The sequence below is a fragment of the Pseudomonas vlassakiae genome, assembly GCF_014269035.2.
GTDB classification, from domain to species: Bacteria; Pseudomonadota; Gammaproteobacteria; order Pseudomonadales; family Pseudomonadaceae; genus Aquipseudomonas; species Aquipseudomonas vlassakiae.
In genome coordinates, this window is record NZ_JABWRP020000010.1 from 186,400 (window position 1) to 206,278 (window position 19,879).

General features: G+C 62.6%; 16 protein-coding genes. 7 read left to right on the forward strand and 9 right to left on the reverse strand.

What is annotated here, in order from left to right:
* Positions 1-2: 2 nt before the first annotated feature.
* The 5 genes from HU738_RS15150 to HU738_RS15170 all read left to right on the forward strand — a co-directional run bounded on the left by HU738_RS15150 (position 3) and on the right by HU738_RS15170 (position 5,960).
* A complete protein-coding gene (locus HU738_RS15150) occupies positions 3-2,240 on the forward strand; it encodes a beta-galactosidase (RefSeq protein WP_186601376.1) in 2,238 nt (745 codons plus the stop codon).
* Positions 2,241-2,384: 144 nt separating this feature from the next.
* Complete coding sequence (locus HU738_RS15155; protein ID WP_186601377.1) at positions 2,385-3,530, forward strand: serine hydrolase domain-containing protein; 1,146 nt, start codon at positions 2,385-2,387, stop codon at positions 3,528-3,530.
* Between the two features lie 99 nt (positions 3,531-3,629).
* Positions 3,630-4,607 (forward strand): OmpA family protein, encoded by a 978-nt coding sequence (locus HU738_RS15160; RefSeq protein WP_176507408.1) that lies wholly within the window; start codon positions 3,630-3,632, stop codon positions 4,605-4,607.
* Between the two features lie 19 nt (positions 4,608-4,626).
* The gene (pdxH, locus tag HU738_RS15165) at positions 4,627-5,274 is read left to right on the forward strand and encodes a pyridoxamine 5'-phosphate oxidase (protein WP_176507409.1); all 648 of its coding nucleotides are present in this window, start codon (positions 4,627-4,629) and stop codon (positions 5,272-5,274) included.
* Positions 5,275-5,495: 221 nt separating this feature from the next.
* Complete coding sequence (locus HU738_RS15170) at positions 5,496-5,960, forward strand: outer membrane lipoprotein (protein ID WP_054885828.1); 465 nt, start codon at positions 5,496-5,498, stop codon at positions 5,958-5,960.
* A gap of 106 nt (positions 5,961-6,066) precedes the next feature.
* On the opposite strand, the gene HU738_RS15175 is transcribed toward HU738_RS15170, so the two are convergent.
* From HU738_RS15175 to HU738_RS15205, 7 genes are all read right to left on the reverse strand, one after another.
* Complete coding sequence (locus HU738_RS15175; protein ID WP_186601378.1) at positions 6,067-7,674, reverse strand: NAD(P)/FAD-dependent oxidoreductase; 1,608 nt, start codon at positions 7,672-7,674, stop codon at positions 6,067-6,069.
* Between the two features lie 103 nt (positions 7,675-7,777).
* Positions 7,778-8,452, reverse strand: a complete 675-nt coding sequence (locus tag HU738_RS15180) for a COG3650 family protein (protein WP_186601379.1) — start codon at positions 8,450-8,452, stop codon at positions 7,778-7,780.
* 88 nt (positions 8,453-8,540) lie between these two features.
* Entirely contained in the window at positions 8,541-9,242 is a 702-nt protein-coding gene (locus HU738_RS15185; RefSeq protein WP_003254879.1) for an ABC transporter ATP-binding protein, read from the reverse strand.
* The gene (livG, locus tag HU738_RS15190; protein WP_054886948.1) at positions 9,243-10,010 is read right to left on the reverse strand and encodes a high-affinity branched-chain amino acid ABC transporter ATP-binding protein LivG; all 768 of its coding nucleotides are present in this window, start codon (positions 10,008-10,010) and stop codon (positions 9,243-9,245) included.
* Positions 10,007-11,263: a high-affinity branched-chain amino acid ABC transporter permease LivM gene (locus tag HU738_RS15195; RefSeq protein WP_176507412.1), complete on the reverse strand. Its 1,257-nt coding sequence runs from the start codon at positions 11,261-11,263 to the stop codon at positions 10,007-10,009. The genes livG and HU738_RS15195 overlap by 4 nt, the downstream gene beginning before the upstream one ends.
* Positions 11,260-12,183: a high-affinity branched-chain amino acid ABC transporter permease LivH gene (gene livH / locus HU738_RS15200; protein ID WP_054886946.1), complete on the reverse strand. Its 924-nt coding sequence runs from the start codon at positions 12,181-12,183 to the stop codon at positions 11,260-11,262. Before livH ends, HU738_RS15195 begins: the two co-directional genes overlap by 4 nt.
* A gap of 185 nt (positions 12,184-12,368) precedes the next feature.
* Entirely contained in the window at positions 12,369-13,484 is a 1,116-nt protein-coding gene (locus HU738_RS15205) for a branched-chain amino acid ABC transporter substrate-binding protein (protein WP_054886945.1), read from the reverse strand.
* Positions 13,485-13,844: 360 nt separating this feature from the next.
* Between HU738_RS15205 and HU738_RS15210 the strand changes: the two genes are divergently transcribed.
* Complete coding sequence (locus HU738_RS15210; RefSeq protein WP_186601380.1) at positions 13,845-14,150, forward strand: DUF2288 domain-containing protein; 306 nt, start codon at positions 13,845-13,847, stop codon at positions 14,148-14,150.
* 160 nt (positions 14,151-14,310) lie between these two features.
* Here HU738_RS15210 and HU738_RS15215 read toward each other — a convergent pair whose 3' ends face one another.
* Positions 14,311-16,494 carry a hypothetical protein gene (locus HU738_RS15215; RefSeq protein WP_186601381.1) on the reverse strand — a complete coding sequence of 728 codons (2,184 nt, stop codon included), beginning with the start codon at positions 16,492-16,494 and terminating at the stop codon, positions 14,311-14,313.
* 198 nt (positions 16,495-16,692) lie between these two features.
* Here HU738_RS15215 and HU738_RS15220 point away from each other — a divergent pair, with 198 nt between their 5' ends.
* Positions 16,693-17,580 carry an NAD(P)-dependent oxidoreductase gene (locus tag HU738_RS15220; protein WP_186601382.1) on the forward strand — a complete coding sequence of 296 codons (888 nt, stop codon included), beginning with the start codon at positions 16,693-16,695 and terminating at the stop codon, positions 17,578-17,580.
* Here HU738_RS15220 and HU738_RS15225 read toward each other — a convergent pair.
* Positions 17,480-19,744, reverse strand: a complete 2,265-nt coding sequence (locus HU738_RS15225) for a putative bifunctional diguanylate cyclase/phosphodiesterase (RefSeq protein WP_186601383.1) — start codon at positions 19,742-19,744, stop codon at positions 17,480-17,482. The genes HU738_RS15220 and HU738_RS15225 overlap by 101 nt on opposite strands.
* Positions 19,745-19,879: the final 135 nt, after the last annotated feature.

Below are 19,879 nucleotides of genomic sequence, written 5' to 3' on the forward strand. Positions count from 1 at the left end.
TTATGATCCGCCACACCTTGCCCGTGGTATTCACGCTGTTGTTCAGCACGCCTTTGCTGGCCGGGCAACAGACGCTGTTCAGCTTCGTCCGCCCGGCCTCGGTGGTCAATGTGGCGACCGAAGGCACCGGCATGCCGCAGTACAATGCGGAGCAGACGGCTGAGGGCGAGGTGCTCAGGCGGGTGGTGTTCAATCCGGTCGAACGGCCGACCTTGCGCCTGAGCCCGCAGAGCGGCGTGTGGGACTGGTCGGCGGGGCGTTACCTCACCTTGCGCATGCAAAGCGCCCAGGATTGGGCGTTGACCGTCGACGTGACGCTGCTCGGCAGTGACGGGCGCACGCTGACCAGTCGTATCGACCTGCCTGCCGGGCCTGCGCAAACCGTCATGGTTCCGCTCACGGCCAGTTCGCCGTTGAGCCAGGGCATGCGGGCCGGCCCGCCGATGCCATGGGTCTATGACGGGCAGCGGTTGCTGCTGACCAGCAGTGCCGGTGAACTGGATCTCAAGCAGGTGGTGTCCGTCAGCCTGACCATACCCAACCCGAAGGTGGCGCAGAACCTGCTGATCGAAAAGGTCGGCATCCAGGACGACGACCAGGCCTACCAGGCGGCCTACCACGCGTTGATCGATGCCTACGGCCAGTCCACCCGGGGCAACTGGCCCGAGAAGATTACCAGTGACGAGCAGCTAAAGGCGGCTGACGCGCGTGAACAGCAGCAGCTCAAGAGCTGGTTGGCTGACCGTGAGAAACAGCAACTGGACAGCTACGGTGGCGTGCTGGCCGGCCCGGCGTTCGCCGCCAAGGGCTTTTTCCGCACCGAGAAGCGCGCAGGCCGCTGGTACCTGGTCACACCGGAAGGCCACCCGTTTTATTCGCTGGGGGTCAATGCCGTGGCCGCCGATGGCGGGCGTACCTACGTTGCCGGCCGCGAGGGGATGTTCAAAGCCTTGCCAGGTGAAGGCGACGCGCTGACGGCCTTTTATGGTGAAGGCAATAACGACGATGGCAACGCCTCGTCGCAAGGGCGCAATTTCAAGCAAGGGCGCTGGTTCGATTTCTACGCCGCGAATATCCAGCGCACCTATGGCAAACCTTGCCCGCCTGCCGTGCAAGGCCAGGCCACACCCGAGTGCCCAGCGCTGGCACTGGATGCCGAGCGGTGGCAGGCCCACACGCTGGACCGGCTGCAGGCCTGGGGCTTCAATACCTTGGGCAACTGGAGCGACCCTGCCATCGGCCAGGCCAAACGCATGCCCTACACCTTGCCGCTGTCGATCGTCGGTGACTATGCCAGCATCAGCACCGGTATGGACTGGTGGGGCCGCATGCCCGACCCGTTCGACCCACGCTTTGCCATGGCCACGGAGCGCGCCGTGGCCATTGCCGCGCGGGATCACCGTGACGACCCCTGGCTGATCGGCTATTTCGCCGACAACGAACTGGCCTGGGCGGCACCCGGCAACGACCCCAAGGCGCGCTATGGCCTGGCCTACGGGACACTGCGTCTGACCACCGACGTGCCGGCCAAGCGCGCTTTCCTCAAGCAGCTGCGCGACAAGTATCGCAACCAGGAGGGGCTGTCCAAGGCCTGGGGGATCGACCTGCAGGCCTGGGAGTTGATGGAAGACCCAGGCTTCGAGGCCCCGCTGCCGAATCCCGAGCACCCGGAAATCGAGCGTGATTACCAGTATTTCCAGCAGGTATTCGCCGAGACCTACTTCAAGACCATCGCCGACGCACTGAAATGGCATGCACCCAACCACCTGCTGCTGGGTGGCCGCTATGCCGTGAGCACCCCGGAAGCGGTCAAGGCCTGCGCCGAGTTCTGCGATGTCCTGAGTTTCAACTTCTATACCCTCAAGCCCGAGGATGGCTATGACTTTGCCCGCTTGGCCGAACTTGACAAGCCGGTGCTGGTGTCCGAGTTCCAGTTCGGTTCCCGCGACCGCGGGCCGTTCTGGCCAGGGCCAGTGGAAGTAGCCAGGGAAGAAGACCGCGGGCCGGCCTATGGCAACTTCCTCAAGGCCGCGCTGGCACAGCCGATGATCGTGGGCGCGCACTGGTTCCAATACCTTGACCAACCGGCCAGCGGGCGCTTGCTCGATGGCGAGAACGGCCACCTGGGCCTGGTGGCGATCACCGATGTGGCGTACCCGGGTTTCGTCGAGGCGGTGCGCAAGAGCAACCTGCAGGCCGTTGGTCAGTTGCGCAGCGAACTGGAGAAAAAAGCCCCCTGAATCTCTACCGGGGGCGTTCAGCGCCCCTGGCCCATTGGATCCTGCCGCTTCGGCAGCGTCCGTCCGGCTTCGCCCAGTAGGCAAAACCGCCAACTACTGAAACAATGCACGCCTTTGTCAGCATGGTCGTACGGAGAACAGCGGGTGCAGATCCAGGGTCACTATGAGCTGAAGTTCGAAGCAGTGCGTGAAGCGTTCGCGGCACTGTTCGAGGATCCCCAGGAGCGTGGCGCTGCGCTGTGCATCCAGGTCGGTGGCGAGACCGTGGTCGACCTGTGGGCAGGCACTGCCGACAAGGACGGCCAGCAGGCCTGGCACAGCGATACCATTGCCAACCTGTTTTCCTGCACCAAGACCTTCACCGCCGTGACTGCGTTGCAGCTGGTGGGTGAGGGCAAACTGGCCCTGGATGCCCCGGTGGCCCGTTACTGGCCGGAGTTCGCCCAGGCCGGCAAGCACAACATCACCCTGCGTCAATTGCTCAGCCACCGTGCAGGCCTGCCAGCCATCCGCGAGCTGCTACCGGCTGAAGCCCTGTACGACTGGCAGGCCATGGTCGATGCCCTGGCCGCCGAGACGCCGTGGTGGACGCCCGGCACCGAACACGGCTACGCCGCCATCACCTATGGCTGGCTGATCGGCGAACTGATCCGCCGCGTCGATGGCCGCGGCCCGGGTGACTCAATCGTCGCTCGTACTGCCCGGCCGCTGGGCCTGGACTTCCACGTCGGCCTGGCCGACGAAGAGTTCCACCGCGTGGCGCACATTGCCCGTGGCAAGGGCAACGCGGGTGATGCCGCAGCCCAGCGCCTGCAGCAGGTGACCATGCGTGAGCCCGCGGCGCTGTCGACTCGCGCCTTCACCAACCCGCCGGCCATCCTGACCAGCACCAACAAGCCTGAATGGCGGCGCATGCAGCAGCCGGCGGCCAACGGCCATGGCAATGCACGCAGCCTGGCAGGTTTCTATGCCGGCCTGCTCGATGGCAGCCTGCTCGAATCCGAACTGCTCGACGAACTGACCCGCGAACACAGCCTGGGCGAGGACCGTACCTTGTTGACCCGGACCCGTTTCGGCCTGGGCTGCATGCTCGACCAGCCCGATGTGGCCAACGCCACCTTTGGCCTCGGCGCCCGTGCGTTTGGCCATCCAGGTGCTGGCGGTTCGGTCGGTTTTGCCGACCCGGAGCACGACGTGGCGTTCGGCTTCGTGGTCAATACCCTTGGCCCTTACGTGCTCATGGACCCAAGAGCCCAGCAACTGGTACGCGTGCTTGGCACTTGCCTTTGATCGGGTAAAGCGGGTATTACGCAGCCCCTTTGACTATCCTCAATGCCAACGCCTGAAGTGCGTTGGCAAAATATCTTTCAATTTCATGGTGTATCGCTGATGTCTTCACATAAAACCTTAGCTCTCGCCCTGTGCCTGGCCGCTATGACCGGTTGCGCCAGCCATTCCCAGGACGCCGCCAAGGATGGCGGCAGCAACTGGTGGCCGTTCGGTTCGGACAAGGTCGCTGACAAGGAAGTGAAAGCGGCGGTCACCGATAAAGTCGCCAAGGCGGACGCCAAGTCCGAGAGCGCCAGCCACTGGTGGTGGCCATTTGGCGGTGACGACAAGCAGGCCAAAGGGCCGGTCGTGCCGAAAATCGACGAAAAGGCCACCCAGGCCTGGTTGGACCAGTACGAGCCCAAGCTGCGTGACGCGATCAAGGACAGCAAGCTCGAGCTTGAGCGCCGCGACAACGTGCTGGTGGTGACCATCCCGGTCGACAGCTCGTACAACCCGGACCGCCCGAACATGCTGTTGCCGATGACCCTCGCTCCGATCACCCGCGTGGCCAAGGCTGTCGAAGGCGACTCGAAGACGGCTGTGCTGGTGCTTGGCCATGCCGACAGCAGTGGTGTTGCCGCTGCCAATCAGAAGCTGAGCCTGGAGCGTGCCGCCTCGGTATCGGCGATCTTCCGCCTGAGTGGCCTGCAGCGTGACCGCCTGTCGCTCAAGGGCATGGGCGCGGAAATGCCGCGTGCCGCCAACGACAGCGCCGAAGGCCGCGCCCTGAACCGTCGCGTGGAAATGCTGCTGACGCCGCAGAACACCATGGTTGCCTTGCTGGCCAAGTATCAGCAGCCAGCCCCGGCTGCGACCCCGGCTTCGATGGTTGCCGTGCAGGATGCCAAGGCACCTGCCGCCAAGCCTGTTGAAACCAAGAAAGCGGCCGCCAAGCCAGCAGCGAAGAAAGCCGCTGCCAAACCTGCAGCGAAGACCACCGCCAAGAAAAAAGCCGCGCCAGCCAAGCCGGCCGCCAAGAAAGCCGCTACCACTGACAAGAAGGTAGCGGCCAATAGCCCTGCGAAGACCAACTGATCGTCAAGGAAACGCAGCCATGACCCAATCCCTGGCCGATATGCGCCGCGACTACACCCGTGATGGCCTGGCCGAAGCCCAGGCCCCGGGTGAGCCGTTCGCCCTGTTCCACCAGTGGTTTGCCGATGCGGTGAAGACCGAGCAGCCTCCTGTGGAGGCTAATGCCCTGACACTCGCCACCGTCGATGGCGAAGGCCGCCCGCACTGTCGTGTGCTGCTGCTCAAGGGCCTTGATGACCGTGGATTCACCTTCTTCACCAACTATGACAGCGCCAAGGGCCAGCAACTGCAGGCCAACCCGTTCGCTGCCATGACCTTTTTCTGGCCGGCGCTGGAGCGCCAGGTACGGATCGAAGGTCGAGTGGAAAAGGTCACGGCCAAGGAGTCGGACGACTACTACCAGGTACGCCCGCTGGGCAGCCGCCTGGGGGCCTGGGCCTCGCCGCAGAGTCGCGTGATTGCCAATCGCGAGGAGCTCGAAGGGTTGGTCAAGGCCACCGAAGCGCGCTTCTCCGATACCCAGCCGCATTGCCCGGAACATTGGGGGGGCTACCGTCTGCTGCCTGAGCGGATCGAGTTCTGGCAGGGCCGGGCCAGCCGGCTGCATGACCGCCTGAACTACCGCCTGGTAGACGGGCAGTGGACGCGAGAGCGCCTGGCGCCCTGACATCCACGGGGCTGTCAGGCAGCCCCGTTGCCCTCAAGCCGACACTTCTTCACAGTTGATGAAGTAATTCGTGGCTATCCTCTGTCTGATCTGTAACGCCCCCATTACTGCCCGTACAAGGCTGTACAGGGGCTGAATGAAATTTTATTTTTTGTGCGGGCGCCGTGACAGCTGTCAACGCGTAGCGTCTAATGGACACCTGTTTTCTGGAGACTGTACCCATGCGTAAATCCGCTTTGCTGGTGGCGACGTTCACCACCATGTCGCTGCTGCTCGGTGGCTGTGCCTCGAGCCTGACCGGTGACAGCTACTCCCGTGATGAGGCCCGTCGCGTGCAGACCGTGCGCATGGGAACCATCGAATCCCTGCGCCCGGTCAAGATCGAAGGCACCAAGACGCCGATCGGTGGTGGTGCTGGCGCTATCGTCGGTGGTGTCGCCGGCAGCGCCATTGGCGGTGGCCGTGGCAGCATCGTCACCGCGGTGATCGGTGCCGTGGCCGGTGGCCTGGCAGGTTCCGCTGCCGAAGAAGGCCTGACCCGCACCCAGGGCGTGGAAATCACTGTACGTGAAGACGACGGCAGCATGCGCGCCTATGTGCAAGCCGTGCAGCAGAACGAGATCTTCCGCGTTGGCGACCGCGTGCGCATCATGACCGTCGATGGTACCAGCCGCGTTTCGCACTGATCGTAGCGGTCAATAAAAAACCGAACGGGCCAGGCCTGTTCGGTTTTTTTGTTTTCCTGCATCGGCCTCTTCGAGGCGTCGAACCGCCGCGAAGAGGCCTGCAGCTTTACAGGCCGAGCATGTCGCGAGCCACGGCTTCGGCAATGCGGATACCGTCCACGCCTGCCGAGAGAATCCCCCCGGCATACCCCGCACCTTCACCTGCCGGGAACAGTCCCTTCAGGTTCAGGCTCTGGAAGTCCGCGCCACGGGTAATGCGCAGTGGCGATGAGGTGCGTGTCTCGATCCCGGTCAACACCGCATCGTGCAGGTTGTAGCCTTTGATCTGGCGGTCGAAGGCCGGCAACGCCTCGCGGATCGCCTCGATGGCGAAGTCCGGCAGGCTCGGCGCCAGGTCACCCAGGGTCACCCCCGGCTTGTACGAAGGCTCGACGCTGCCCAGCGCGGTGGACGGCCTGCCGGCGACGAAGTCGCCCACCAGCTGCGCCGGGGCCTGGTAGTTGCTGCCACCCATCACGTAGGCATGGGCTTCAAGGCGCTCCTGCAACTCGATGCCGGCCAGCGGGCCGCCCGGGTAGTCGCGCTCGGGGTCGATGCCGACGACGATGCCGGAGTTGGCGTTGCGCTCGTTACGCGAATATTGGCTCATACCGTTGGTCACCACGCGGCCCGGCTCGCTGGTGGCGGCCACCACGGTGCCGCCTGGGCACATGCAGAAGCTGTACACCGAACGGCCATTCTTGGCGTGGTACACCAGCTTGTAGTCGGCGGCGCCGAGTTTCGGGTGACCGGCGTATTTGCCCAGGCGCGCCTTGTCGATCAGCGTTTGCGGGTGTTCGATACGGAAGCCCACCGAGAACGGCTTGGCTTCCATGTACACGCCCTTGGCGTGCAGCATGCGGAAGGTGTCACGGGCGCTGTGGCCCAGGGCCAGGACCACATGACGCGAGTGCAGCTGTTCGCCACTTTCCAGCACCACGCCGGTCAGCTGTCCGTCCTCGATCAGCAGGTCGGTGACCTTTTCCTGGAAGCGTACTTCGGCGCCCAGGGCGATCATGTCCTGGCGCATCTGCTCGACCATGCCGGTCAGGCGGAAGGTGCCGATGTGCGGTTTGTTGATGTACAGGATCTCGTCCGGTGCACCGGCCTTGACGAACTCTTCCAGGACCTTGCGGCCGTGGTGGTTCGGGTCCTTGATCTGGCTGTAGAGCTTGCCATCGGAGAAGGTCCCGGCGCCGCCTTCGCCGAACTGCACGTTGGACTCGGGGTTGAGCACGCTTTTGCGCCACAGGCCCCAGGTGTCCTTGGTGCGCTGGCGCACTTCCTTGCCGCGCTCAAGGATGATCGGCTTGAAGCCCATCTGCGCCAGCAACAGGCCGGCAAAGATACCGCAGGGGCCGAAGCCGACCACGATCGGGCGTTCCTGCAGGTCGGCAGGGGCATGGCCGACGAACTTGTAGGTGACGTCGGGTGCCACGCTGATGTTGTGATCGTCGGCGAACTTGCTGAGCAGCTCGGCTTCGTTGCTGGCTTCCAGGTCGATGGTGTAGATGAACAGCAGCTCGCTGTTCTTCTTGCGCGCATCGTAGCTGCGCTTGAACAGATTGAAGCTGAGCAGTTGCTCATCGCGGATGCCCAGGCGCTGGACAATGGCATCACGCAGGGCTTCGTCGGGATGGTCCAGGGGCAGCTTGAGTTCGGTGATTCGTAGCATGGCAGGGTCCAGTATCCCGGCCATGGGCGGCCGGCGGCTTTACACAAACCGCCAAGTATAAGCTGTATGCCGCCCCGACTGGCAGGATAAAAGCGCCCGGCGATCAGTTGTCGCGGGCACCGCCGTAGTAACCGCAGCCATGCAGGGTCTGGCCGTCGATGCGCAGCTCGGCGCCCAGGTGGCGCACGGCGCCGCTCATGCTGTCGACGCAACGTTGCGGGGCGACCCACAGTTCAACGTGCTGGCCGTTGGCTTCGCTGGTCAGGGTCAGGCCGCCGCCGGGCACTTCTTCTTCGAGGAACGGCAGAGGCAGCGGGTCCTTGCCGACGCGGTTGAGCACCATGCCCTTGCCGCTGGCCTTGATGTCCCAGTCCGGCTCGTGGCCATTGGCGCGCAGGGTCAGCTGCTTGAAGTTGGGGTCGTCGCAGGCGCGGGTGGAAGGTTCCAGGCGGTACAGGCGGCTGACTTCCAGCTGGCCATCGTTGTCGGCCTGCTTGTTGCCGGTGAGGCGCCCGCGCACGTCGGCGAACAGCTTGGCCTTGGCATCCTTGGCCAGGCTCACGGACTCCTGGAGGATGCCCGTGCCGGCGACATCGTTGATCACGAAGTGGCGGCTTTCACCGCAGGGTTTGAACAACAGCCGGCCGCCGCCTGCGCTCAGCTCGCCCTGCATGCGCGTGGTACCGATGTTCGGGTCACGGGGCTGCTCGGCCAGCAACTGGCAGCCGGCAAACAGGGGCAGCAGGGCAGTGAGCAACAGGGTAGGGGTGAGGCGCATGGGGCGGGCTCCGGGGAATCTTTGCCAAAGAGCTGGCCACGATACACGTCCTGCAGGCAGAAAAAAGGGCCCGAAGGCCCTTTTTCATTCAACCACCCAGGTAGGCGTCGCGCACTTTCGGGTCGGTCAGCAGTGCTTCACCGGTGCCTTGCATCACCACCCGGCCGTTTTCCAGTACATACGCCCGGTCTGCGATCTTCAGCGCCTGGTTGGCGTTCTGCTCCACCAGGAACACCGTCACGCCATCGCGGCGCAGCTGTTCGATGATGTCGAAGATCTGCTGGATGATGATCGGCGCCAGGCCCAGCGACGGCTCGTCCAGTAGCAACAGCTTGGGCTTGCTCATCAGCGCCCGGCCGATGGCCAGCATCTGCTGCTCGCCACCGGACATGGTGCCACCGCGCTGGATGTAGCGCTCCTTCAGGCGCGGGAACAGCTGCAGGACCTTATCCAGCTGCTCCTGGTAGTCGCCCTTGTCGGTGAAGAAGCCGCCCATGGCCAGGTTTTCCTCGACGGTCAGGCGGGCAAACACGCGGCGGCCTTCCGGCACTACCGCGATGCTCTTGCGCATGATGTGCGAAGACGGCTGGCCGACCAGCTCTTCACCCAGGTACTTGATGCTGCCGCTGTGCGCCTGCGGCGAGCCGCACAGGGTCATCAGCAAGGTCGACTTGCCGGCACCGTTGGCGCCGATCAGGGTGACGATCTCGCCCTGGTTGATCTCCACGTTGACGCTGTGCAGCGCCTGGATCTTGCCGTAGAAGGTGGAAACGTTCTCGAACTTCAGCATTTACGCTTCCCCCAGGTAGGCTTTGATCACATCAGGGTTGTCGCGGATCTCCTGCGGCGTGCCGTGGGCCAGGGGCGTGCCCTGGTTGATCACGACAATGTGGTCGGAAATGCTCATCACCAGCTTCATGTCGTGCTCGATCAGCAGCACGGTGACGTTGTGCGACTCACGCAGGTAGGCGATCAGTGCCTTGAGGTCTTCGGTTTCCTTCGGGTTCAGGCCCGCGGCGGGTTCGTCGAGCATGATGATCCGTGGCTGGGTCATCATGCAGCGGGCGATTTCCAGGCGGCGTTGCTGGCCGTAGGCGAGGGTGCCGGCAGTACGGTTGGCGAACTCGGTCAGGTTGACCTTGTCCAGCCAGTACTGGGCGCGCTCCATGGCCTCCTTCTCGCTGCGGCGGAAGTTCGGGGTCTTGAACAGGCCGGCGAAGAAGTTGGTGTTCAGGTGACGGTGCTGGGCGATCAGCAGGTTTTCCAGCGCGGTCATTTCCTTGAACAGGCGCACGTTCTGGAAGGTCCGCACCACCCCCTTGCGGGCGATCTGGTGGCCGGCCAGGCCCTGGATCGGCTGGCCGTCGAGCAGAATGGTGCCGCCGCTGGGCTTGTAGAAGCCGGTCAGGCAGTTGAACACCGTGGTCTTGCCGGCACCGTTCGGGCCGATCAGCGCCACCACCTGTTTTTCCTTGACGGTCAGGCCCACGCCGTTGACCGCCAACAAGCCGCCGAAGCGCATGCTCAGGCCGCTGACTTGCAGAATTTCGCGGCTCATCGACGCAGCTCCATGTGGGGACGTTGCATAGGCAGCAGGCCTTGCGGACGCCAGATCATCATCAACACCATCAGCGCACCGAACATCAGCATCCGGTATTCGCTGAACTCACGCATCAGCTCCGGCAGCAGGATCATCACGATGGCCGCGAGAATCACGCCCAGTTGTGAGCCCATGCCGCCGAGCACGACGATGGCGAGGATGATCGCCGACTCGATGAAGGTGAACGACTCCGGCGTCACCAGGCCCTGGCGCGCAGCGAAGAAGCTGCCGGCGAAACCGGCGAAGCAGGCACCCAGGGTGAACGCCGAGAGCTTGATCACGGTGGGGTTCAGGCCCAGCGCACGGCAGGCGATCTCGTCTTCGCGCAGCGCTTCCCAGGCGCGGCCGATCGGCATGCGCAGCAGGCGGTTGATCACGAACAGTGCCAGCAGCGCCAGCAGCAGGGCGACCAGGTAGAGGAAGATGACCTTGTTGATCGAGTTGTATTCCAGGCCGAAGAACTCGTGGAAGGTCTGCATCCCTTCGGCAGCCTTGCGCTCGAAGGTCAGGCCGAAGAACTCCGGCTTGGGGATGTTGCTGATGCCGTTGGGGCCGCCGGTCCAGTCGGTGAGGTTACGCAGGAACAGGCGGATGATCTCGCCGAAGCCGAGGGTCACGATCGCCAGGTAGTCGCCGCGCAGGCGCAGCACCGGGAAGCCGAGCAGGAAGCCGAAGGTGGCAGCCATCAGGCCGGCAATCGGCAGGCAGACCCAGAAGCTCCAGCCCAGGTAGTGCGAGAGCATCGCATAACTGTAGGCGCCGACGGCGTAGAAGCCGACGTAGCCCAGGTCCAGCAGGCCGGCCAGGCCGACCACGATGTTCAGGCCCAGGCCCAGCAGCACGTAGATCAGGATCAGCGTGGCGATGTCGACCGCCCCGCGCGAGCCGAAGAACGGCCATACCAGGGCCGCGACGATCAGGCCCATGATCACATAGCGCTGGGTTTTCGGCAGGGTCAGGTAGTTGCTGACGGCTGGCGGGATCAGTTTGCGGTCCGAGCGACGGCCCATCACCGAATTCCACTGCTTGTCGAACAGCACGCGCAGGAACATCAGCACCGAACACACGGCGATGATGCTGATGGTGAACGACCCTTGGCTGTGCACCGCCAGGCTGATGCCGTCGATGCTCAGTTTCAGGCCCAGCACCGGGAAGGCCACGGCCCACACCAGCAAGGCGCTGAAGAACGCCTGTTTGAGATTTCTGTTCATACTTTTTCAACCTCCGGGCGGCCGAGGATGCCGGTCGGCCGGAACAGCAGGACAAGAACCAACAAGCCGAATGCCACCACATCCTTGTACTGGTCGCCGAAAATGTCGGCGCCGAAGGCTTCGGCCACGCCCAGCACCAGCCCGCCGAGCATGGCGCCCGGGATGCTGCCGATGCCGCCCAGTACCGCCGCGGTGAAGGCCTTGAGGCCCACCAGGAAACCGGCGTTGGGGTTGATCACCCCGTACTGCATGCTCAGCAGCACGGCCGCCACGGCCGCCAGGGCGGCACCGATGACGAAGGTCAGGGCGATGATGTTGTTGGTGTTGATGCCCAGCAGGTTGGCCATCTTGATGTCCTCGGCACAGGCGCGGCAGGCGCGGCCCAGGCGGGAACGGGAGATGAACAGGGTCAGGCAGGTCATGGCCACCAGGGTGACCACGAACACCAGGATCTGCATGTAGGAAACCAGGACCTCTTCCGCGCCGCCCGGCCCGAAGGAGATGCTCCCCGGGATCAGGTTGGGAATGGACTTGTCCTTCGAATCTTGCGACAGCAAGACCGTGTTCTGCAGGAAGATCGACATGCCGATGGCAGAAATCAGCGGGATCAGGCGGTTGCTGTTGCGCAGGGGGCGGTAGGCAACCCGTTCGATGCTGTAGCCGTAGGCACTGGTGACGCAGATCGTCGCGACGAAGGCGACGGTCATCAGGATCGGCAGCGAATGGATACCCATCATGGCCAGGCCCGCCAGGGCGATGAAGGCCACGTAGGAACCGATCATGTACACCTCGCCGTGGGCGAAGTTGATCATGCCGATGATGCCGTACACCATCGTGTAGCCGATGGCGATCAAGGCATAGGTGCTGCCGATGGTCAATCCATTAACCAGTTGTTGGAAGAAATGGTAGATCTCAGGCATTACAGCGCTCCTAAAAACCTGATTTGCATTTCGCTGGCGGGGGTAAGGCCAGGAAACCGCGGGTGACGGTTTTAAGATTTTCAGGTGGGTCGGCCCCCGGATCGCGGGGATCAGGCCCATGAACCTCATAAAACAAAGCCCACTGCTCGCACAGTGGGCTCGTAGGTCAGCTATTAGTCACGCAGTTACTGAGGGGAGACTTCGGTCTTCGGCTTGCCGAAGTGCCATTCGTAGACCACGAACTTGAAGTCTTTCAGGTCGCCTTTCTCGTCGTACGACAGTTCGCCGGTCGGGGTCTTGAACTTGCCGGCGTGGATGGCGGCTGCCACCTTGTCGGTGTCTTCGGACTTGGCGGCTTCGATACCTTTGGCGATCAGCTCGACGGCCGAGTAGGCCGGGAACACGAACGGGCCGCTCGGGTCCTTGCCGTCGGCCTTGATGGCGTCGACGATGGCCTTGTTCTCAGGGTCGGCGTCGAACGACTTCGGCAGGGTGACCAGCAGGCCTTCGGAGGCGTTCTGGGCGATCTGCGAGATGGAGTCGTTACCCACGCCTTCCGGGCCCATGAACTTGGCTTTCAGGCCCTTTTCCTGGGCTTGGCGCAGGATCAGGCCCAGCTCTGGGTGGTAGCCGCCGTAGTAGACGAAGTCGACGTTGTTCTGCTTGAGCTTCTGGATGATCGAGGAGAAGTCCTTGTCACCGGCGTTCAGGCCTTCGAACACGGCCACCTTGGTGCCTTTCTTCTCCAGGGTCTGCTTGACCGCAGTGGCGATGCCTTCACCGTACTGCTGCTTGTCATGCAGCACGGCAACCACTTTCGGCTTGACGTGGTCGGCGATGTAGTTGCCGGCAGCAGGGCCTTGGGCGCTGTCCAGGCCGATGGTGCGGAAGATCAGCTTGTAGCCACGGGCGGTGATTTCCGGCGAGGTGGCGGCCGGGGTGATCATGATCACGCCTTCGTCTTCGTAGATGTCGGACGCTGGCTGGGTGGAGCTGGAGCACAGGTGGCCGATGACGAACTTGACGCCGTCGTTGACCACTTTGTTGGCGACGGCCACGGCCTGTTTAGGGTCGCAGGCGTCGTCGTATTCCTTGGCTTCGAGCAGCTTGCCATCGACGCCGCCCTTGGCGTTGATATCCTTGATGGCTTGCTTGGCGCCGATGAACTGCATGTCGCCGTACTGGGTCACAGGGCCGGTCTTGGGGCCCGCGATCCCGATCTTGATGGTATCGGCGGCAAACGAATGGCTGGCTACCCCGGCCAGTACCATTGCGGCGAACAGCTTGGAAATCTTGATCATAGTGCTCCACTCATTCTGTTGTAATTCTTATAGTCCTGGCGGCCAGGGCTACAGACCGGGCGGGATATGCGGCATGGCCACGCCATACTGCATGCCCACCTTCCCCCGGAACATGTCCCGGAACTGTACCGGTACAGTGTAGAGCGCTGTTCGCGCGCTTGAAAAGCGGGCAAAAAGTGCCTGGTTCGCGGGTTGTCGCATGATCGACACAAAGATACAGAAAAGCGCCATCACTTTGCCTGCATCAACGGCCCCACCCCACAACTTCGGGGCCAATCGACCAAATTACATATTTGAAACCGGGTTTTTCTGCAAAAATGCCGGCCTTTTTTCATTGGCCGAATTTGCGGGTACAAACCCATGACTGATCAAACAAGCACCCTCTATGCCAAATTGCTCGGCGAGACGGCGACAATCGAGTGGAAGGCTTTGGAGCGTTTCTGGGCCAAGGGTGACCTGATTTGGGTCGACCACAGTCTCGACCTGATCGAGGTTGCTGCGGCAATGGCCGAGAATCGCAGCGAGATCTTCGCCAAGTGGCGTAGTGATGGCACTGTCGGGCCGGTCAGCGCCGAGCAGGCACTCGACCTGCAAAGCCGCGATCCAGAGATATGGGCGGTGGTGGTTTCGCCGTTCATCGTGATCCAGGTCAGGCAAGCGGAATAACGATGCGCTTTTTTAGTGCGTAAAATCACACAGCTGCCCAATGCGGGTGCGTGTTGACGCTCACGTAAGGTGGAAGTTGGTAACAGTGGTGGGTTGTTTCGGCGCTGCGGTAACAATTTACGGCATGCGTAATCGGGGCCGCCGGGCGGCCCCATGAGGGTCAGTAGTCGACGCGGCCGGTATGGTTGTTGAGCGAAATCACCCGGGTCTTGCCGATGCGGTGGCGGAAGATCTCACGCAGGTACTTCACCGCCTTCTTTACGCATTCGCGCGACAGGCGAATATCGTTGATCGACACGAAGCGGCTCTTGTCGCTGATCAGTTCGCGGTACTTCTTCTCGTACATCGGCTTGATCGCATACCAGTTGGTATCGAGGATCTTGGCCGGGTTTTCGAACTCGTTGAGCAGGTCGTCGATCCGCGCCTCTTCGAAGTGCTCGCTGGTAATGAACTCGAGGATGGCGTTGTCCAGCGTGTCATCGAAGCGGTATGGGGGGCGGGCGAAGCAGCGCTTGATGAAGGCCACGATCAAGGTCAGGAAATCATCCGACAGGCACGGGCTCTTGGCGATCAGGGTGGTCAGTGACAGGTTGGCCGAGGCGCCGATCACCAGGGCGTAACGCTTGAGCGTGGTGTTGGGGAACAGGCTGTTGAGGTGGGTCTTGAGCCGGTTCAGGTCCATGTACGACAGCTTGTAGTCCTTGGGCAGCGAGACGATCGACACCACCGACGAGCAGTTCTTGAAGAAGTGCAGGTCATGCAGCGCGGCGGCGTCGTAACCGGAGGCCTGGTATTGCTCCAGGGCCGCACGGTAACGGCGCGACTCGATCGGCAGCAGGCTGATGCCTTCGATGGCCTGGGTCTGCTTGTTGAAGTGCGGCAGGTCGATGGAGCGCAAGAACAGGTCGTCGATATCCAGGCGCGGGCTTTCGCGCTCGAACACCTTGAACTTGTCCGTGCCTTGCGCGGGCACTTCCGGCACCACCGATTCAGCATAGGCAATCGCCACCGGGCCGGCCAGGCTCATGAACAGGTCGTTGGCATCCAGGCGGATGGTTTCGCCAATATCGATGCCGGCGCGGCGGAAGTAGTTCTGGTCGTAGTCGGTGGTCACCGCCTGGGCGGTGAGGATGTTGAAGATCTGCTGGGAGATGTACTGGTTGGCGTGCTTCTCCATCGCGTTGACGTCGATGTTGTGAATGGTGCCGTCATCGCTTTCTTCGGCGTAGCGCATGATGTCGTTGGAGATCAGCATCATCGCGTTCCACGGGCGGATACGGCCCATCACGCTGGCCTCGCTGCTGTCTTCGTTATCGAAGTTGTACGAGAAGTCCCATTCTTCCGAGAGGTATTTGCACAACAGCCGGCCGGCGTTGATGTGCAGGGCCTCGGACATCTCGCTGCGATGGTCCGTAGCATTGGGCAGCACGCAAATGCCGCTGGTGAAGATCGGTTCGAAGACGAACGAGTGGCCGCTCTTGCCGTCGTTCTCGTCGGCAGGCTTGGTGTCGAAGGTCTTGTTCATGTACGAGTACTGCTGGGCCAGGCCGAACTCCGAGGCCATGCCTGAACCGGTACCGCCACCGGCACTGAAGATGTAGAAGTACAGCCGCGATTGGTTGGCCTTGATGCCGCAGGAGTCGATCAGGTACGAATGGATCAGCTTCCAGTCGGCGCTGGAGAAGCGCTGGGTGTCCTTGTTGAGGATGATCTTGGCCAGGTACTGGCCGAGGATCGGGGCGTTGCCGGCACCCCCGGCATGCACCTCGGACAGGTCCATGATCTTCATCTTGCTGTAGTCACGCAGGAACTCGCCACGCTCGCCCTTGCGCGAGAAGCGGATACGCCCGGCGATGTCTTTGTCCAGGTCGCCCAGCATCACCAGCGGTTCGACCAGGAACACCGGCTTGACCCCCTTGTTCTGCACCAGGCGCAGGTTCTGGCGGATCCAGCGTGCCGGGCTGTAGCCCGACTCGCCCTTGATGCGGTCTTCATTGTTGAACTCGTTGAGGAAGAAGGTACGGGCGTTGTAGACCAGTTCCGCCACGTCCAGGGCGATGTTCGAGCCGCAACGGCCCAGGCCGATCAGGCAGACCGACGGAAACTGCTGCTCCAGGCGCAGGGGACCGTCTTCTTCGATGTGCTGGTTACCGGGAAACACCAGGTCACGCAGGCCGTCGAGGTTGTCGAGGATCCGCTGCATGTCCTGCTCGGTGAAGTACAGGTACTGCTGAGCCGGTGAGCTGCGTGCCGGCAGCGTGTCACGAACACCATTGGCGGTCGGTAAGGGGGAGAGACTCGAAGACTCGGGGACCGCATTGGCAGAAGTGTTCGTAGAGGTCATAGTGCGCCATTTGCCTGGTGTAAGTGATTATCAGAGGGTTATGCCATATGGCCATCACGCAAAGCGCCGCGACTCTATCAGTGCGCCATTTGCGGATGCGATAGGGGTTTCCCTTACTTGTTTTAAGAAACTTTCAGTCGAGCTGGCATTGCATCGCCCGTTTGTCGCGCTTCTTTAATCTTCTGCCTGGAGTCGTTCATGAGTACTGCACTGCCTTCGTTGGGATTCGCCGGGATTGGCCTGATGGGCTTGCCGATGTGCCAGCGCCTGTTGGCGGCGGGTTATCCGCTGACGGTCTGGAACCGCAGCCCGGACAAATGCGCCAGCTTGGTGGCCGCCGGTGCGCGGCTGGCGACCAGCCCGGCCGAGCTGAGCCGTGTCAGTGACATGGTGTTGCTGTGCCTGGCCGACACGGCGGTGGTACGGGAGGTGGTGTTTGGCGAGCAAGGCATCGCCGAGGGCGGGCGCAGCGGGCAGTTGCTGGTGGACTTCTCCAGCCTGGAGCCGACTGCCACGCGGGAGATGGCTGCCGAACTGGCTGCGTTGTGTGGCATGGCCTGGCTGGATGCGCCCGTGTCGGGTGGCACGCCAGGCGCCGAGGCGGGTACGTTGGCGATCATGGTGGGGGGCGAGGCCACGGATCTGCAGCGGGCCCGCCCGGTCCTGCAGGTGCTCGGCCAGCGGGTGACGCACATGGGGGGGGTGGGAGCAGGGCAGGTGACCAAGGCCTGCAATCAGATGATCGTGGCCTGCAACGCGCTGGTAATTGCCGAGGTGGTGGCGTTGGCCGAACAGTCAGGCGTTGACGCCACGCTGATCGCCGAAGCGCTTGCTGGTGGCTTTGCCGATTCGAAGCCGTTGCAGATCCTGGCACCGCAGATGGCCGAAAGCCGCTTCGAGCCGGTCAAGTGGCATGTGCGTACCTTGCTCAAGGACCTGGACGGGGCCGTCAAGCTCTCCCGCGAGCAGGGCACGGCAACGCCGCTCAGTGGCCTTGCCGCGCAGTTGATGCGCCTGCACGGTAGCCAGGGATATCTGCAAAAAGATCCGGCGACCCTGGTAGAGCTGTATCGCAACAAGGCCTGAACACAGCGTCCTGGCGGTCGAGCTGATCGAGCAGCGAGCGCAATTCGCTCAGCGGTAGCGGGCGACTGAGCAGAAAACCCTGCAGATAGTCGCAGCCATTGCAGGCCAGGAATTCGTGCTGCTCGACGGTTTCCACGCCTTCACTGACCACCTCCAGGTGCAGGGTGTGGGCCATGGCGATGATCGCCTGGATGATCTCGCGATCCTTCTGGCTGTCGGGCACGTCCTGCAGGAACGAGCGGTCGATCTTCAGCACGTCCAGCGGCAGGCGCTTGAGGTAGGCCAGCGACGAATAGCCGGTACCGAAATCATCGATCGACAGGCCGACACCTTGGTCGCGAATGCGCTTGAGCAGGCTGACGGTGTGCTCGATGTCGCCCATCAATGCATGCTCGGTGACCTCCAGCTCAAGATGGCGAGGTGCCAGGCCCGCCTGGTACAGCGCCATTTCCACTTCATTAGGCAGGGTTTCATCGCCCAGGGTCACCGCCGAGCAATTGACCGTGAGCTTGAGGCTGGGAAAACCATGCTGCTGAAGCCGGGCCAGGTCCTGGCAGGCGTGACGTAGCACCCACAGGTCGAGGTCGACCATCAGGCCGTTGGCTTCGGCAATGCTGATGAACCGGTCAGGCCCCATCAGCCCGTGCAGCGGGTGCTGCCAGCGTACCAGCGCTTCAAGCTTGGCGACCTGGCCGGTGCGCACGTCGAAAATGGGTTGGTAGTGCACGCACAACCCTCGTTCTTCGAGCAGGGCGATGCGCAGTTCCTCTTCCAGTTGCAAGGCCAGGCTGGCGCGGTTTTTCAAGCTGCTGTTGAAAAAGTGCAGGCTGTTGCGGCCGCTGCCCTTGGATTGATACAGGGCCAGGTCGGCATGCTTGAGCAGTTCTTCGGCGTTCAGCCCGTCATCGGGATAGATGCTGATGCCTATGCTGGTGGTCATGACCATGCGCCGGCCGCCCAGGTCAATCGGGTCTTTCATCCGTTGCATGATGCGCTGTGCGAGGTGGCGTGCCTCGTCACGGTTGTTGAGCGCCGTGACCACGCAGAATTCGTCACCGCCGAAGCGGGCGACCAGGTCGTGGCTGCGGGTGGCTGCCTTGATGTGGTTGGCGATGACTTTGAGCAATTCGTCGCCGGCATCGTGGCCGAGACTGTCGTTGATGCGCTTGAAGTGGTCGATGTCGAGAAACATCACTGCCAGGCGGTGTTCGCCGGGGTTCTGTGCTGCCAGGCGTTCGGCAAAAATCTGGTTGAAACCACGGCGGTTGACCAGGTTGGTCAGGGCGTCGTAATGGGCGGCCTGTTGCAGGGATTCGCGGGCCTGGTCCAACTGGCTGAGCAGGACACCATAACGGCGCAGGTCGTCTTCCTTGCTCTGCAGCTTCTTGTCGGCCAGGGCGGCACTGATGCTGCTGCCACTGATCAGCAAGGTGATGAAGGCTACGGTCAGCCCCAGCTGCAGGCTGTTGTCGCTCGTTGGCAGGCTCAGGGCGGTAGAGGCGGGGATGACCAGGGTCATGGCGGCCATGGCGGTGAAGTGGGTAGCAACGATGCCGCCGGCCATCAGCAAACTGGCGCCATATTTCAGGGTCTGGTGCAGGTTGCCGCTGCCATTGCGGAAGTAACGGGCCAGCAGCAAGGCGGCGAGGCTGGTGAGCAGGGCGATGGCGGCGCTGCTCAGCAATAGCGTGGTCTGGTAGTACTGCCGAGCACCGGTCTGCAGCGCGGCCATGCCAACGAAATGCATGAGGATGATACCCAGGCCGATGAGCAAGGCACTTTGCAGGTAGTGGTGCAGGCGCATATGGGTACGGTCGAGGCTGGTCATTGCCAACCAGGCTGCTATCAGGGCGATCAGCAGTGACAGGCCGGTCAGCGAAACGTCGTAGTGCTTTTCCAGCGGGGCCTGGAAGGCCAGCATGCTGATGAAGTGCATGGCCCAGATACCGCCAGCCAGGCAGCAGGCACCGAGCATGCGCCACTGCCGCTGTGCTGCGCGCTGTTCGCTATGGGATTGGCGCTCGGCCATGTCGAGGGTGGCAAAGCAGGCTGCGCTGGCCACGGCGAAGGCAATCAGAATCAGCAGCGGTTCATGGCGGCAGTCAATGACGATGCGCCCGGTTGCCGGCAGTTCGGTGAACAGTTGCAGCCCCAGCCATTCCATTGCTTGCCCTTTGCTCGAGTTTTCACTCGTCTCCGTTCAAGCGCTGTGGAGACTGTTCTGGGGCAGTATAGAAACAGGTCGTGGAACCTTCCTGGCTAGTGGCACTTTGACTTCAACGATTTGGTTCTGCCGTTG

Excerpts from the sequence above, each read along its gene's own strand:
- HU738_RS15150 (WP_186601376.1), top strand. The coding sequence starts at position 3 with ATGATCCGCCACACCTTGCCCGTGGTATTCACGCTGTTGTTCAGCACG.
- HU738_RS15160 (WP_176507408.1), top strand. The coding sequence starts at position 3,630 with ATGTCTTCACATAAAACCTTAGCTCTCGCCCTGTGCCTGGCCGCTATG.
- pdxH (WP_176507409.1), top strand. The coding sequence starts at position 4,627 with ATGACCCAATCCCTGGCCGATATGCGCCGCGACTACACCCGTGATGGC.
- HU738_RS15170 (WP_054885828.1), top strand. The coding sequence starts at position 5,496 with ATGCGTAAATCCGCTTTGCTGGTGGCGACGTTCACCACCATGTCGCTG.
- HU738_RS15175 (WP_186601378.1), bottom strand. The coding sequence starts at position 7,674 with ATGCTACGAATCACCGAACTCAAGCTGCCCCTGGACCATCCCGACGAA.
- HU738_RS15180 (WP_186601379.1), bottom strand. The coding sequence starts at position 8,452 with ATGCGCCTCACCCCTACCCTGTTGCTCACTGCCCTGCTGCCCCTGTTT.
- HU738_RS15185 (WP_003254879.1), bottom strand. The coding sequence starts at position 9,242 with ATGCTGAAGTTCGAGAACGTTTCCACCTTCTACGGCAAGATCCAGGCG.
- livG (WP_054886948.1), bottom strand. The coding sequence starts at position 10,010 with ATGAGCCGCGAAATTCTGCAAGTCAGCGGCCTGAGCATGCGCTTCGGC.
- HU738_RS15195 (WP_176507412.1), bottom strand. The coding sequence starts at position 11,263 with ATGAACAGAAATCTCAAACAGGCGTTCTTCAGCGCCTTGCTGGTGTGG.
- livH (WP_054886946.1), bottom strand. The coding sequence starts at position 12,183 with ATGCCTGAGATCTACCATTTCTTCCAACAACTGGTTAATGGATTGACC.
- HU738_RS15205 (WP_054886945.1), bottom strand. The coding sequence starts at position 13,484 with ATGATCAAGATTTCCAAGCTGTTCGCCGCAATGGTACTGGCCGGGGTA.
- HU738_RS15210 (WP_186601380.1), top strand. The coding sequence starts at position 13,845 with ATGACTGATCAAACAAGCACCCTCTATGCCAAATTGCTCGGCGAGACG.
- HU738_RS15215 (WP_186601381.1), bottom strand. The coding sequence starts at position 16,494 with ATGACCTCTACGAACACTTCTGCCAATGCGGTCCCCGAGTCTTCGAGT.
- HU738_RS15220 (WP_186601382.1), top strand. The coding sequence starts at position 16,693 with ATGAGTACTGCACTGCCTTCGTTGGGATTCGCCGGGATTGGCCTGATG.
- HU738_RS15225 (WP_186601383.1), bottom strand. The coding sequence starts at position 19,744 with ATGGAATGGCTGGGGCTGCAACTGTTCACCGAACTGCCGGCAACCGGG.